13 protein-coding genes and 1 pseudogene are annotated in these 14,382 nt (G+C 64.6%); 6 read left to right on the forward strand and 8 right to left on the reverse strand.

The window, feature by feature from the left end; translation table 11 throughout:
• Positions 1–9 precede the first annotated feature (9 nt).
• From lpxA to miaA, 4 genes are read right to left on the reverse strand one after another with little or no spacing between them, the layout of a single operon-like run.
• Complete coding sequence (lpxA, locus tag MacB4_RS05270) at positions 10–837, reverse strand: acyl-ACP--UDP-N-acetylglucosamine O-acyltransferase (RefSeq protein ID WP_206864791.1); 828 nt, start codon at positions 835–837, stop codon at positions 10–12.
• Positions 834–1,505: a DNA repair protein RadC gene (radC, locus tag MacB4_RS05275; RefSeq protein ID WP_370569411.1), complete on the reverse strand. Its 672-nt coding sequence runs from the start codon at positions 1,503–1,505 to the stop codon at positions 834–836. The genes lpxA and radC overlap by 4 nt, the downstream gene beginning before the upstream one ends.
• Positions 1,408–2,793 (reverse strand): GTPase HflX, encoded by a 1,386-nt coding sequence (gene hflX, locus MacB4_RS05280; RefSeq protein ID WP_206864793.1) that lies wholly within the window; start codon positions 2,791–2,793, stop codon positions 1,408–1,410. Before hflX ends, radC begins: the two co-directional genes overlap by 98 nt.
• Before the next feature lie 30 nt (positions 2,794–2,823).
• Positions 2,824–3,762, reverse strand: coding sequence for a tRNA (adenosine(37)-N6)-dimethylallyltransferase MiaA (gene miaA, locus MacB4_RS05285; RefSeq protein WP_370569412.1), 939 nt, complete (start codon positions 3,760–3,762; stop codon positions 2,824–2,826).
• On the opposite strand from miaA, the gene MacB4_RS05290 reads away from it, so the two are divergent.
• Positions 3,661–4,107, forward strand: coding sequence for a sulfite exporter TauE/SafE family protein (locus MacB4_RS05290; protein ID WP_206864795.1), 447 nt, complete (start codon positions 3,661–3,663; stop codon positions 4,105–4,107). The two genes, miaA and MacB4_RS05290, sit on opposite strands and share 102 nt — an antisense overlap.
• On the opposite strand, the gene MacB4_RS05295 is transcribed toward MacB4_RS05290, so the two are convergent.
• Complete coding sequence (locus MacB4_RS05295) at positions 4,108–4,878, reverse strand: hypothetical protein (RefSeq protein WP_206864796.1); 771 nt, start codon at positions 4,876–4,878, stop codon at positions 4,108–4,110.
• A 195-nt stretch (positions 4,879–5,073) separates the two neighbouring features.
• Here MacB4_RS05295 and MacB4_RS05300 point away from each other — a divergent pair, with 195 nt between their 5' ends.
• From MacB4_RS05300 to MacB4_RS11225, 5 genes and pseudogenes are all read left to right on the forward strand, one after another.
• Positions 5,074–6,315 (forward strand): LL-diaminopimelate aminotransferase, encoded by a 1,242-nt coding sequence (locus MacB4_RS05300; protein ID WP_206864797.1) that lies wholly within the window; start codon positions 5,074–5,076, stop codon positions 6,313–6,315.
• Positions 6,306–8,354, forward strand: coding sequence for an ATP-dependent DNA helicase (locus tag MacB4_RS05305; RefSeq protein WP_206864798.1), 2,049 nt, complete (start codon positions 6,306–6,308; stop codon positions 8,352–8,354). Before MacB4_RS05300 ends, MacB4_RS05305 begins: the two co-directional genes overlap by 10 nt.
• A gap of 24 nt (positions 8,355–8,378) precedes the next feature.
• Entirely contained in the window at positions 8,379–9,134 is a 756-nt protein-coding gene (locus MacB4_RS05310; protein ID WP_206864799.1) for an RluA family pseudouridine synthase, read from the forward strand.
• A 78-nt stretch (positions 9,135–9,212) separates the two neighbouring features.
• Complete coding sequence (locus MacB4_RS05315; protein WP_242529351.1) at positions 9,213–9,614, forward strand: IS607 family transposase; 402 nt, start codon at positions 9,213–9,215, stop codon at positions 9,612–9,614.
• Positions 9,615–10,648: 1,034 nt separating this feature from the next.
• A pseudogene (locus MacB4_RS11225) lies at positions 10,649–10,786 on the forward strand (hypothetical protein); the annotation flags it as partial.
• A 491-nt stretch (positions 10,787–11,277) separates the two neighbouring features.
• Here MacB4_RS11225 and dnaJ read toward each other — a convergent pair.
• The 3 genes from dnaJ to MacB4_RS05330 are packed head-to-tail and all read right to left on the reverse strand — an operon-like array spanning position 11,278 to position 14,132.
• Positions 11,278–12,435 carry a molecular chaperone DnaJ gene (dnaJ, locus tag MacB4_RS05320; RefSeq protein WP_206864800.1) on the reverse strand — a complete coding sequence of 386 codons (1,158 nt, stop codon included), beginning with the start codon at positions 12,433–12,435 and terminating at the stop codon, positions 11,278–11,280.
• Complete coding sequence (locus MacB4_RS05325) at positions 12,432–13,025, reverse strand: nucleotide exchange factor GrpE (protein ID WP_206864801.1); 594 nt, start codon at positions 13,023–13,025, stop codon at positions 12,432–12,434. The genes dnaJ and MacB4_RS05325 overlap by 4 nt, the downstream gene beginning before the upstream one ends.
• A gap of 15 nt (positions 13,026–13,040) precedes the next feature.
• On the reverse strand, positions 13,041–14,132 hold the full coding sequence (locus tag MacB4_RS05330) for a PP2C family protein-serine/threonine phosphatase (protein ID WP_206864802.1): 1,092 nt from the start codon (positions 14,130–14,132) through the stop codon (positions 13,041–13,043).
• Between the last annotated feature and the right edge of the window lie 250 nt (positions 14,133–14,382).

Below are 14,382 nucleotides of genomic sequence, written 5' to 3' on the forward strand. Positions count from 1 at the left end.
GGCAGACGGTCAGGGGGCGGATGCGTCGGTTCCCTTGGCCTCCCTTGCCGACCCCCGCCTTCTGCTCCCCCGATGGGGCGTGCAGATGCCCCGGCGGGAGGCGCGGATAAAGTCAATCATCCGGCGTACGTCCTCGGCGGGCCAGCGCCTCTCCATCTCGTCGAGGGCCTGGGAGACATTGCGGCCGCTCTGGTACAGCAGCCGGTAGGCGGCTTCCAGGCGGCGGCGCGCCTCCTCGGAGAACCCGGCTCTGCGCAGCCCGACCCGGTTGACGCCGGCAACCTCGTTTTCGTCCACCGCCATCAGAAACGGTGGAATATCCATCCCGATCCGGATCCCTCCGCGGACCATCACGAGCTCTCCAATCCTCACATGCTGATGAAACACCGAGCCCCCTCCGAGAAAGGCGCGATCCCCCACCTGGACGTATCCGGCAAGAAGGACATGGTTCACGAGGATCGCCCGATTGCCGACGAGGCAGTTATGGCCGACGTGGCACCCCACCATCAGGTAATTGCCGTCGCCGATCCGCGTCTCGCTCTCGGGCTTGGCCCCGCGGTGGATGGTGACATGCTCACGGATGAGGTTCCCCTCCCCGAGAACCACGCGGGATGGAGCCCCGGTCCAGGAGAGATCCTGGGGTTCGCCACCGACGATCGCCCCATAGCCGATCTGGTTTCCCGCTCCCATTCGCGTGCCCGCGGCGATCACCGCATGAGCGCGGACCTCGCAGCGATCTCCGACGATCGCCCCTTCCTCGATGATCGCCCCGGGTCCCACCCGCACTTCTCGTCCCAGCTCCGCCTTGGGGCTGACCATGGCCGTCGGATGAATCATCCCTCTCCTCGTTCCCGAAAGCTGTAGTAGAGGGGCTCTCCCTGACGCCAGCCCCCGAGGATCAGATGGTCGACCACCTCGATTCCCAAGATTGCCCCAGCCCGCTTCATCTCCCGGCTGATGGCGATGTCTTCCGCCGAAGGGGTGGGGTCGCCGGAGGGGTGGTTATGGGCGAAGAGCACCGAGTGGGCTTTGTGCGCGATCGCGGCACGGAAGGCTTCCCGAGGGTGGTAGAGACTTTCGTTGAGCGTTCCTCGGGTCACTTCCTCGATGGCGAGGACCCTTCCTTTGACGTCCAGGAGGACCGCCAGGAGCATCTCGACCGGCAAGAGCCGCATTCGCGCTCCCAGGAACTCCACCGCGTCCTTCGGCCGTTCGATCCTCCGGCCGAGGAGCTCCTCCTGAGCCGATCGAGCGCCCAAGGCGAAGGCCGCCGCGAGCCGTGCGGCCTTGGTCGGGCCCACTCCCTTGCACCGGGCGAGCTCCGCCAGGGAAGCCCTTCCGAGGGCCTGAAGGCTTCCGAACCGCGTGACCAACTCTTCTCCCAGCCCGACGGCCGAAAGCCCGCTCCTACCACTCCCCAGAAGAATCGCCAGCAACTCCGAATCCTTGAGGCCGCTCGGTCCTCCCGCCGCCATTCTCTCGAGGGGGCGCTCCGCCGGTAGCATCTCTCGAATCCGCCGAGCCACGTTCGGGGACGATATAGGGGGCGAGCGCGGCTTGCAAGAAAGGCGGAACCCAAGCCTGCACGTAAACGCCGTCGGGGCGGTAGCGAACGTCGACCGGCTCTCCCTCTCGATGGAGCCGTGCCAGAAGATCTCCCCGCTCGACCGGCAAGCGGAAGCGGAAAAAGAGCGCTCGTGCCCGCGACCACGCCTCGACCCGGGAGAGAAGCTCCCGGATCCCCGACCCGTCCCGAGCCGAAACGCCGAGGCTTCCGGGGTACCGCTGGAGGAGGCGGTTGAGCGGAGCCGGACCCTGCAACCGATCGATCTTGTTCCAGACGAGAAGCACCGGCTTCCGAAGCACATCGAGCTCCTCCAGGACGCGGCGGACGTCCGCAATCCGCTCCTCAGCCTTGGGATCGGAGACGTCGACAAGATGGATGAGAAGGTCGGCTTGCTTGACCTCCTCCAAGGTCGCCCGGAAGGAATCGATCAAGTCATGGGGCAGCTTGCGGATGAAGCCGACGGTATCGGTCAGGAAGGCCCGCTGCTTGCCACTCAGCGGCAAAAGGCGAATCGTCGGATCGAGCGTAGCGAAGAGCTTGTCCTCGACCAGCACCTCTGACCGGGTCAGCCGATTGAAGAGGGTCGACTTGCCGGAATTGGTGTATCCGACCAGGCAGAAGGTGGGCCAGGAGCAGCGATGCCTCCCTTCCCGCTGCACCGACCGGGAGCGCCGCACCGCCTCGAGCTCGCGGTGCAAGCGTGCGATCCGCTGCTGGACTCGTCGCCGGTCGACCTCGAGCTGGGTCTCTCCGGGGCCGCGGGTGCCGATGCCCCCCGACTGCCGCGAGAGGTGGCTCCACAGCCTCGTGAGCCGCGGAAGCAGGTAGAGGAGCTGCGCCAGCTCGATTTGGATCTTTCCCTCCCGCGTCTTGGCTCGCTGCGCAAAAATATCGAGAATGAGCTGGGTCCGATCCAGCACCTTCCGGGAAAAGACGTTCGCCAGGTTCCGGCTCTGGGCCGGGGTCAGCTCGTCATCAAAAATAACCGAATGGATCCCATCCTCCTGGCACTTTCTCGATAGATCCTGGGCCTTGCCCCTCCCGATGTAATAAGGAGAGGTCGGCGTCTGGAGCCGCTGAATGGCGTGGGAGGCAACCGCCGCCCCAGCACTTCGCACAAGCTCTCCCAGCTCCTCGAGAGACTCCGTGACTTCGGGCTCGTTCTGGTTCGGAAGCTCCAGTCCGACAAGAAGGGTCTTCTCCGTGGAGCGATCAGTGGTTCTCATCCGGCAAGAAGAACCGTCGCGGTCGCAGCGCTACTTTTCGGCCCGGAGAAGCCAAGGAAGAGAAGCATGCCCTTCGAGTACCAGATGATGATGAATGCTAGGCTCTTTTCGAAACCAAGTCAACTGCTTCCTCGCATACCGGTAAGTGTCCCGGGTGATCTCCTCCGCGAGCCCCGTCTGACTGCCGCCCTGAACCAGGAATCGTGCAATCTGGGCGTAGCCGATGGCGGGGCAACGGAAGAGCACCTCCGGCCCCGCCTCGCTCAGCCGGTCGGCTACCTCCTCGACCCATCCCGAAGCGAGCATCGAGCCGACGCGTAAGGCGATCCTCTTCCGCAACACCCCCTCCGCTCTCTCCAGCCAAAGCGTACGAAATCGACGCAGCACGGGTCTGGTCGTCCGCTTCTGCCACTCCAAAAGAGAGATTCCGCTGACTTCCTTGACCTCGATCGCTCGAATGAGACGCCTCGGGTTCCGGCGGTCGATGCGGGCAAAGGCTTCCGGGTCGGTGGCAGCGAGACGCTTGGCCAGCTCCGGGACCGAGAGCATCCCAAGCTCTTGCCGAAGCGCGGCATCTCCCGGAGGGGCCTCGCAGAGCCCTCCCACCAGGCTCCGGTAATAGAGACCCGTTCCCCCGACCACGACCGCCGGGCGTCCCTGGAGCCGGCAACCTTCCAGGAAGGCCTGCGCATGTTCCCGATAGTGCGCCACCGAAAAGGCGGCCCGCCAATCCACCAGGTCGATCCCTCCATAGGAAAAACGATCGCGCTCCTCCCGGGAAGGCTTCGCTGTCCCTCGATCGAGGCCGCGATAGACCTGCATCGAGTCCATGGAGAGGAGACAAGCTCCGCATCGCTCCGCAATCGCATGCGCGAGCTCGGTTTTTCCCACCCCCGTCGAGCCGACGACGAAAAGGGGCTCGCCGGGCTCGACCTGGTCGATCCCTCTCCCTATCTCTTGAGCATGCACCTTCTGGGACTCGTTCTTCTCGGTCTGCTCGCCGGCTTTGCCAGCGGCTGCTTCGGCATCGGCGGAGGCAGCATCCTCGTTCCCGTTCTGATCCTCTCCTTTGCTGTACCCTATCACATCGCCGTAGGGACTTCCCTCGCGCTCATCCTGCCGATCGCCCTGGCGGGCAGCCTCGCCAACTGGACCCTCAAGCAGATCGACTGGAGCCTCTTTACGGTGATCGCGCTTGCGGGAGCCGCCGGTGCCGCCCTCGGCTCCCTCTTCATTCAAGCGATTCCGGCGGTCTATGCGAAACGAGCGTTCGCGGTCTTCCTCCTCTACGCCGCTTACCGTCTCTGGCGTTAGCTACCGGTACCAAGCCTGCCACTCGACCCGGAGCTTGGGGAAGGAGTGCATCCGCTCCTCGCCCACGTCCTGAAAACGCCACCAGATTTCGGTTCCGCGGCTTCGATACCCCAGCGGCGCGACCTGGAAGACCCGATTGAAAAAGCTCTGATAGGGAAGCGCAGGCGTTCCGGGGCTCTCCCCGAATCCGGGCGAGGCTTGGTACTGGGTGTACATCTGCCCGAGATCGACCACGATCCACCAATCCTCCAGCGGCGGTTGATAGCCCAGGAAGCCCCAGGTATCCTCGAAGACATCCACCTTTCTCTCTGGATCGTGGCGCACCACCTGCTCGATGTACTCGTAGGTCACGCGAACGCTCTCTCCCTCGTCAAAATGGATGGTGTAGCTGTCCTGCGCCCCCAACCCCGGAAAGGCTCTCCTCTCGAAAGGGATCGGGACCTGATTGCGCCAGACTCGAAAGCGGATGTTCGGATACTCCGGCCGCTCCCCGTGCGCCATCGGCACTCGCTGGGAAGGGCCCCAGTTGCGAAATTGAAGGTAGACCGCGCAACGCACGTAGGGCTGGAGCGGCCCTTGGCCCGAGCGCGATTTTGCCAGGAAGAGCGTGTAATACTGACGAGCCCAAACGAGCTGGATCGGCAGCTCGAAGTTCCGAGCCGTCGATGGCCGGGAAAAGCCGCCAATCCCAAAGCCCACGAACAGGGCAAGAACAGAAGCCTGGAACGGGGCGGCTCGGAGCCGGGGGTTGCGTGTGGCGTCGGTCGGCAAGGAATCCTCCGCCAGAGAACGTAGCAGCCTGTGCGCAAGAATCCCAATCCAGCGCTCGGAAAAGATGGACCCGATCGCTCTTCAGCACGGGTTGGAGGTGATCCGGCCTCCGGCGACGGAGCCAGCGAGGGACGATTGCCTTTATCCGCCTCGCACCGTAAAAGAATGGGAAAGGAGAGACCTATCCGGAAGCTTATGGATCACTTTCCCGCCACCTCGTTCGCGCAGCGGATCGGAGGCGCACGGTTCGGACAAGAGACAGAAATCTACAAGTTCGAGAAGATCAAGAGGGCCAAGCGGGCAGCGCGCGAGAAGCATCCGGAGGTCGAGCTGCTCGATCTCGGCGTCGGAGAGCCGGACGAGATGGCTCCGGCCGAGATCGTCGAGCGGCTCAGCGAAGAGGCACGGAAGCCGGAAAATCGGGGCTACGCCGACAACGGGGGCCCGCGGCTCAAGGAAGCGGCCGCTCGCTATCTCGAGCGGGTGTGCGGGGTCCGTGCCGATCCCGAGACGGAGATCTGCCATTCGATCGGCTCCAAGGCGGCCCTCTCCATCTTGCCCGCCTGCTTCATCGACCCGGGCGACATCGTCCTGATGACGGTTCCGGGCTATCCCGTCTTCGGCACGCATGCGCAATACTATGGGGGCCGGGTTTACCCTCTCCCTCTTCTGGAGAACCACTCCTTCTTGCCCGACCTCGCATCGGTGCCCGCCGATCTGCTGTCGCGCACCAAGGCGCTCGTGCTCAACTACCCGAACAACCCGACGGGAGCGACGGCGACGCGCTCTTTCTTTGAAGAGGTCGTCGGATTCGCCCATCGCCACCGGATCGTCGTGATTCATGACTTCGCCTATGCAGGCCTGGTCTTCCGTGGATCGCCTTTGAGCTTCCTCTCCGTCCCGGGAGCCAAGGAGGTCGGGCTCGAGCTCCATTCGGCGAGCAAGAACCTCAACATGACCGGCTGGCGATGCGGCTTCGTCGCCGGCGACGCGCGGCTCGTTCGCGCCTACGCTTCCGTCAAGGACCACACGGATTCGGGGCAATTCCTGGCGATTCAGCACGCCTTCGCCTATGGACTGGACCATCCGGAAATCACCCAGCGGATCGCGCAAAAGTATGCGCGGCGGATGGACCTGCTCGCGGAAGCCTTGAGGCGGTTGGGCTGCCCGGTCCGCAAGCCGGACGCCTCGTTTTTCCTCTACGCGCCCGCTCCCCGATCGGCGATGACAGCCCAAGGAGAGATCGCCTTCCCGACGGCAGAGAAGGCGGCAGAGTGGCTGATCACCGAGCGGCAGATCTCCACCGTTCCGTGGGATGACGCCGGCCCCTACCTACGCTGGAGCGTGACCTTTTCCGCTCAAGGAGAAGAAGAGGAGCGGCGGGTGATCGCCGAGCTCGAAAAGCGGTTGGCCGACACCCGCTTGCAATGGAAGTAGACCCTCCCGCATTCGACTCGGAACGAAACGGTCGCTGCTCCCCGCCGACCTCCGGTTCGCCCCGCTCGCTTGCGGAGCAGGCCGAAGAGTTCTTCTCGCCGCGCGGTCCGCTCTCTACCGGCCGCCACTTCGAATTTCGCCCCCAGCAGCAGCGCATGGCTCGGGCCGTCGCCGAAGCGCTGGAAGAACGGGCTGTTTTGGCGGTCGAAGCGGGCACAGGCACCGGCAAAAGCCTCGCCTATCTCTTCCCCGCGCTGCGCTGCGCACGCGAGCTGGGGCAGCGCGGAATCGTCTCTACCCACACCCTCAACCTGCAGGCGCAGCTCTTCGGCCGAGACCTGCCCCTTCTCGTCCGGACCCTGCCCGACCCATTCACCGCCGTCCTGCTTAAAGGAAGGAGGAACTACCTCTGCCCGCGGCGAATCGATCAGGCGCTCCGCTACGGAGGAGACCTTTTCGCTTTCCGGGAGGCTGACGAGATCGCGCGGATCGCCCAGTGGTCCTTCGAGACCGGGACCGGCTGCTGGGAGGAGCTCGACCCTCCCCCGGAGCCGGCTCTCTGGAGCCGGCTCTGCTCGGAGCCCCAGCTCTGCACCGCAAGGAGCTGCCAAGACAATCCCCGCTGCTTCTATCAGCGGCTTCGGGACCGGAGCTCCGAGGCCGACCTCACCATCGTCAACCACGCGCTCTTCTTCTCGCTGCTCGCCGGAGGTCTCGGCTCCGATCCGAGCGAGGACCTCGCGTTCGCCAAGGATTTCGTGATCTTCGACGAGGCCCATCAGGTGGAGACGGTCGCCGCCCGGCACCTCGGCCTCTCCCTCTCCGAGGGCCAGACGAGGTCCTTTCTCCACCGGCTCCACCACCCGCGAACCGGGCGCGGGCTCCTCTCCTTGCTGCGGGCAGGGAACGCGATCCGAAAGACCAAGGAGGTTCTCGCCCTTCTCTCCTCTCTCTTCGAGGGCTTGCGTGCCGCCGCGAGCGGCGCCAAGGGCCGGGAGTTCCGGATCCTCCGGCCCGATTTCGTTTCGAACGTCCTGGACACGCCCTTGGGAGAGCTTGCCGAGGCGATTGCGGACGCGGCTTCGGAAGCGGACGATCGCGACCTCGAGCGCGAGATGGAAGACCACGCACGCAAGACAGCCGGCCTGCGGGCCTCTTTTTCCGCTTTCTTGGGGCAAACCCTTCCCGATCACGTCTACTGGATCGAGACCCAGGAGCACGGGTCTCCCGAGGGGATGCGGCTCGAGGCGGTGCCCCTGTCGGTCGCCCCGCTTCTTGAACGCCTGCTCTATCCGGGAGAGCGCGCCCTCGTCTTCACCAGCGCGACGCTTACGATCGGAGGCGGGTTTCACTACTTCCAAAAGAGACTGGGGCTGCGCGAGCCGCGGACCCTTCTCCTCGATTCTTCCTTCGACTATGCGCGCCAGATGAAGGTTTACGTGCCGCGCCGCATCCCCGACCCGTCGGCGAGCGCCGGCTACGAAGCGGCGCTGGAGGCGTGGATCCGGTATTTTACGACCCAAAGCCGTGGATCGGCATTCGTCCTCTTCACGAACCGGAGAATGCTCCTCGACATGGCATCGCGGCTGGCCCCGTTCTTCCAGGAAAAGGGCTTCCCGCTTCTCGTCCAGGACGGAATCGTCGACCGCCACCGGCTCCTGGATCGCTTCCGCTCCTCTCCGGGTGCCGTCCTCTTCGGGGCGGACAGCTTCTGGCAAGGCGTCGATGTCCCGGGCGAGGCCCTCTCCTGCGTGATCCTCACGCGCCTCCCCTTCAGCTCGCCCGACCACCCGCTGGCGCAGGCGCGAGCGGAGCGGCTCCAGGCAGCCGGGGGAGACCCGTTCCTTTCCTATTTTCTCCCCGAAGCACTCTTGAAATTTCGTCAAGGGATCGGGCGACTCATCCGGAGCCGGGAAGATCGGGGTATGGTTGCGATTCTCGATTCCCGCATCCTCACCAAGCGCTATGGCCGATCGTTCTTCGGGGTTCTTCCCGATTGCCCGATTGAGATCCTCGACCAGGAGCCTCCGATCGCCTAAAGTAGAAATTCCCTATCCCGCCCGATGCAGCAACTGACGCTGGAGCCCCCGTATCCCCCGCGAGTGGTCTTCGAGAACGAGGACTTCCTCGTCATCGACAAGCCCCCGTTCCTGCTCTCGCATCCGACCCGCCGGAACGACCGGCCGAGCGTGCTCGGCTGGCTCGGCAAGGAACGGGACGGGGCATCGTTCTTCCTGGCCAATCGACTCGATCGGGAAACCAGCGGCTTGGTGCTGGTCGGCAAGGATGCCGCGTCGGCCTCGGCACTCGGCCGTCTCATGGAAAAGAGGCTGATCGAAAAGGAGTACCTGGCGATTGTCTGGGGAAAGCTCACCTGCGAGCTTCTCGAGATCGACGCCCCGCTGGGTTACCTGGGAATCTCCGAGGAGAATCCCGTTGCAATCCGCCAGGGGATCCGACCGGAAGGGGCGCAAGCGGTCACGGTCGTGCGCCCGCTCCGCTCGGGAGGAGAATTCAGCCTGCTTCGCGCGTATCCGAAGACCGGTCGCCTGCACCAGATCCGGGTTCATCTTTCGATCATCCGCCATCCGATCGTCGGCGACAAGATCTACGGACCCGATCCGAATTTCTTTCTCCGGTTTGCGGCTCAAGGCTGGGGCCCTGACCTCGCCGAGCACCTCTGCCTGCCTCGCCACGCCCTCCACGCCTCCCTCCTCCGCTTTCGCTGGCAAGGAAAGGAGCTGGAGGCTGTCGCCCCTCTTCCCCCCGACCTGAGCGGCTTCCTTCAGCAGCGCGGAATCGTCCCCCCTCTGGCCTAAAATGGGCTGAAGAGCTAGGGGTTGCTAATAGTTGACTAAGCCATAGACATAACTCACGTTACATGGCCTTCTTTTCCCATGAAGCCGAGCATCTGGGCGAGGCGGCAGGGGATTGGCTCCAAGACGGCTTGGCGGATGGGGAAGGATGGAAAGATGCCGGCGCCGGCCGAGCAGCTGCCGACCGGGACGGTGATCGTGCATGCGGAGGAGAGGCAGCCCGGCGGAGTTGCCCTCTACGCGCGCGTCTCCAGCGCCGACCAGAAGGCCGATCTGGACAGGCAGCTGGCGCGGCTGACGGAGTGGGCGCTTGCCCAGCGGTTGCCGATCGTCGATGCGGTCAAGGAGGTTGGCTCTGGGATGAACGGCCATCGCAAGGGGCTCTTGCGGCTCTTGCGGGATCCGAAGGTCGGCGTCATTCCGGTCGAGCATCGGGACCGGTTGATGCGGGCGAAAAAGGCGCTGGAGGCTCTCCATGAGTGACCCTGCGCTCTTCACCTGCCAGACGCGCTTGAGGCTGGCGCCAGAGCAGGTCGCGGCCCTGGACGCCTATGCGGATCACTACGGGCGAGCCCAAGCGGACACTCTTTGCCAGGATGCGGGGGGGGATTCCGATGGGCGATCTCAAGTGTGAGTTCCTGCGGCGCTTTGGGATCACCGCCCGGCAGTTCCACGCGATTCGCGTGGGTCTCGAGGGCAAGATCGCCTCGATCCGGGAGCGGCTTCCGGAGTGGATCGTCGAGGCCGAGGCCCGCATCCAGAGAGCCGAAAGGGTCATCCGCATTCTCTCGGCGAGGGAGCCGGGCTCCGAGAAGCTTCATCAGAAGAAGCGGCGGCTTGGGAACCTTCGCGCCAGGCTTGCGGCACGGATCGCCGACCGGGACTCGGGTCGCGTCCGCCTCTGCTTCGGCTCCCGCCGCCTCTTCCGCAAGCAGTTTGCCCTCGAGGAGAACGGCTACGCCAGCCATGCGGAGTGGAAAAAGGATTGGCAATCCGCACGGAGCGCCCAGTTCTTCGTGATCGGCTCGAAGGACGAGACCGCGGGCAACCAGTCCTGCCAGGCTTCGGCCGAGGACGACGGCAGTCTCACGCTGCGTCTGCGTCTTCCCGACGCACTGGCCTCGGATGGCAAGCTTCTGGTCATTCCCGACGTGCGATTCGCCTATGGCCAGGAGGAGATCCTTCAGGCGCTTGCCGCGAGCCGGGTTGTCTTCTCGCAAACCAAGACGGGCAAGCCTGTCCGGAAGCGGGAGGGAGTGGCGGTAAGCTACCGCTTTCTGAGGGATCGGAAGGGCTGGCGGGTCTTCGCGAGCGTCCCGGCCAGGCCCGTTCCCATTGCGACGAGCCGTCTGGCGGGAGCGCTTGGGATCGACATCAACCACGACCATCTGGCCGTGGCGGTGACGGACCGGTTCGGCAACCTGCGGCGGGCCCTTCGGGTGGATCTCAACCTCTACGGCAAGACCGAAGATCAAGCCAAGGCGATCATCGGCGACGCGGCGAGGATGATTGTGGAGATGGCCCGGGAGCGTGGTCTTCCCCTGGTCCTTGAGCGGCTGGATCTCAAGAAAAGGAGGGCTGAGCTTGAGGTGGCAAGTCCATCCGCCGCCAGGAAGATCTCGTCGTTTGGCTACTCCAAGACCATCGCCATGCTCAAGGCGGGGTGTTTTCGAGCCGGAGTCGAGGGGATCGAAGTCGATCCGGCCTATACTTCCGTGATGGGTGCCATGAACCACGCGCGTCATCACGGTATGAGGTCTCACCAGGGCGCGGCCTATGCCGTGGCCAGGAGAGGCTTGGGCCTCTCCCAAGCGTCCGACCGTGCGGGAGGCCGCCCGCGCCGGCCCGCAATGGCGGCCACCTCACCTTTGCCCTACCCGCGAGGAATCGGGCGAAGCCTGTGTGGTCGTTCTGGTCGGAGGTTCGGAGGAGGCTCAAAGCGGCGCAGGCAGCGCATGCCGGGTCGGGAGGCTTGCGAGAGCCGCCCGCGCCTTTGCTCCCGGAAACGCGGGCATTGGGCGCCACCTGGGCATTGCCGGCGCAATCCCGGCACGCGAACCGTCGGCAGAACGGTTCGGCCGACGTCATCGACGACCTTCCCTGGTGGTGGGATGGTGGTCTATGGTTCTAGGAACGGCGGCCGCGGTCACTCCCCGCTAAAGAACCGCTTGGCGCGTTCGAGAAAGCCTTCCTGCTGCGGATGGGTATCGGGCGCACAGCTCGCCGCAAAGGCCTCGAGCTTTTCACGCTGCTCCGCATTGAGGCGCGTGGGCACCTCGACCGCTACCCGGACCAGTAGATCGCCGATCCCTCGACCATGCACATCGGCGACGCCGCGCCCGCGCAGACGGAAGACCTGGCCGCTCTGCGTTCCCGCGGGAATCTTGAGCGTCGCCTTCCCGACCAGGCAGGGAACGGTTGCCTCCCCACCGAGTGCTGCCTGCACGAAGCTGATCGGCATGTCGCAATAGAGATCATTTCCCTGCCTTTCGAAGACCTCGTGCCGCCGCACATGCACAACCACGTAGAGATCGCCTGCGGGTCCTCCGGCGGACCCTCGCTCTCCGTAGCCCGCCAGACGAAGCCGATAACCGTCGTCGATGCCGGCGGGAATCTTGATGCTCATCTCCGCGGTCTGTTTCACCCTCCCTTCTCCCCGACAGGAGGCGCAGGGCCGTTCGACGACCGCACCGGTCCCCTGGCACCGCGGACAGGTCTGCGCGACGGTCAGGAAGCCGCGCGTCACGCGCACCTGGCCCTGCCCATGACAGGTGGGACAAGCCTTCCTCGAAGAGCCCGGGGCAACGCCGCTCCCTCCGCAAGCCGAGCAGACATCGAGCTTGGGGAAGGCGATCTGCTTTTCGCAGCCCAAGGCCGCCTCCTCGAAGTCGATTTCGAGATCGCAACGGAGATCGGCACCCCTTTCCTGGCGGGAACGCTTGTTCCCTCCCACGCCGAAGGCTTCCTCAAACAGGCTCCCAAAGACGCCTTCGCCGAAGAGACCGGAACCACCGAAGACCTCCTTGAAAATCTCGAAGGGATCATGAAAGCCAGCACTGGTCGCTCCTCCCTGCGCCTCAAAGGCTGCAGGCCCGTAGCGGTCATATGCCGCTCGTCTTTCGGGATCGCTGAGCGCCTCGTAGGCCTTGCTCAACTCCTTGAACTTCTCCTCCGCAGCCCGATCTCCCGCGTTTCGATCGGGATGATACTTCAAGGCCAGCTTGCGGTAGGCCTTCTTGATCTCCTCGGCGCTGGCCCCTTTCGCGACTCCGAGAATCTCGTAATAATCCCGGGAAGAGGTCATGGTTCCGGTGTGCGAGTTTCTTCCCCTTCTTCCCGACCGTCCGCGCCGGAGGAAGGCTTTCGGGCGACGTAGACCAGGGCGGGCCGGAGCAGGCGGCCTTTGTAAAGATAGCCATTTCGCTTCTGCGTGGCGACGGTCCCCTCCTCGATCTCCTCCGTGTCGACAAAGCCGACCGCCTCATGCCGATGGGGATCGAATGGCTGGCCGACCGCCTCGACCGCCTCCACGCCCTCTTCTCGAAGGAGGGTTTGGAGCTGCGACAAGATCATCTTCATCCCCTGAGCGATCGACGGGCCGTCGGTCGCGTTCTGTGCCGCTTCCACCCCCAGATAAAAGTTGTCGATGACGGGAAGAAGCGTCTGAAGAAACGTCGTGTTCGCCAACCGGATCGCCTCCTCTTTCTCCTTGGCCATCCTCTTCCGCGCATTCTCCCATTCCGCCAGCGATCGCAACAGGCGGTCCTGCATCTCGTCCGCCTCCTGCGATCGCCGCCGCCACTGATCGATCCTCTCCTGGCTAACCACCGAAAAAGCGGGGGTATCCTCCGCGGGCGGTTCCGAGGAGAAGGTCCTTCCAGGATGTACGGTCATAACAAAATCCTTACCTTAGCTTCGGACTCGCTCAAGCGCAACAAGCGTCACGTCGTCGGCCAGACCTCCCGGAGAGCGGAAGGAAGCCAGCTCTTGACAGAGGACCTCCAGGGAGGCCTGCGCGCCGAGCGTCCCCGTCCTGCCGAGCGTCGCGGTGAGTCTCCCCTTGTCGAACATCGCCCCGCACGGAGCCACCGCATCGGTCATCCCGTCGGTGTAGAAGAGCAAGAGATCCCCCGGCTCCAACACCAGGGACACGTCCGCAAGGGCCGCGTCGAAGCTTTCGCCCGAATCGATCCCCAGGCAAAACCCTGGGGCGTCGAGCTCGACGACGCCGGAGGCCTGCCGCAGGAGAGGTTGCTCCTGCCCCGCTCGGGCCAGTCGAATCTCCCGAGTCTCCGTATCGATCACCGCGTAGAGCATGGCCACAAGACTCCGCTCGACAAGGTCTCCGTGAAGCAGGCGGTTCACCCGGCACAAGACTTCTGACGGAGAAAGCGAAGCCGCGACCTGAGAGCGCACGGCGACTCGGCACATCCCTCCGACCAAGGCGGCAGCAATGCCCTTTCCGGCTACATCTCCCACGAGGATGCCGCAGGCATGGGGGGTGATGGGCAACAGGTCGCAAAAGTCTCCGCTCAACTCCCCCGCCGACAGGTGAACGGCGGCTACACGGAAGCCGGGCAAGGCCGGAGCCGTTCGGGGAAAAAGGGAGGCTTGAAAGAGGCCTGCGGCGAGCAGTTCGGCCTCCAGGAGGCGACTCCTTCGATCAGCGACGCGGGGGAGCGACCGCCTTGTCAGCCGCAGAGCCGCTTCCGCGACCGCGAGAGCGGCGCTCTGCACGGCGGGGGGAACCACCCCCTTCGGCTCGAGGCGGACCGCCAGGAAGCCCCTCCCGCTCAGCGGAAGGAGGGTCCAGGATCCGTCTTCCTCGATCGCCGGCGATCCATCGCCCTCTCCCCCTCTCTTCCCGTACCGCTCGATGATCCTCTGCAGCTCGGTCGATCGCTCCCCCGGTCCCCAGAATGTCCCGATCTCTCCTCCCTCGCCTCCGGAGAGCAAGGCGATGGCCGAGGCTTTGAGAAGCGCTGCCAAGCGCTCTAACAAGCTATAGATTAGCGACGACGGATCGGCTCCGGTCTCGAGCGCGCTTCCTAATTCTGCAATCAGAAGCAGAGACTCGTGAGAAGAACTGAGGGGATTGGCTCGTACCGTTTCCACACGTTCTCCTGCCTGCGGCAAAGTACTTCCCGTCCCTCGCGCAAAGCCGGGTCGCACTTCGGCCAGGCGTTCTCCCGCGGCGTGCCAAGCAACCCGGCTCCCTCCGTGAGGCCTTCCCTCCTCACCACTCCGGTGG

The sequence above is a fragment of the Methylacidimicrobium sp. B4 genome (genome assembly GCF_017310545.1).
Classification (GTDB): domain Bacteria; phylum Verrucomicrobiota; class Verrucomicrobiia; order Methylacidiphilales; family Methylacidiphilaceae; genus Methylacidimicrobium.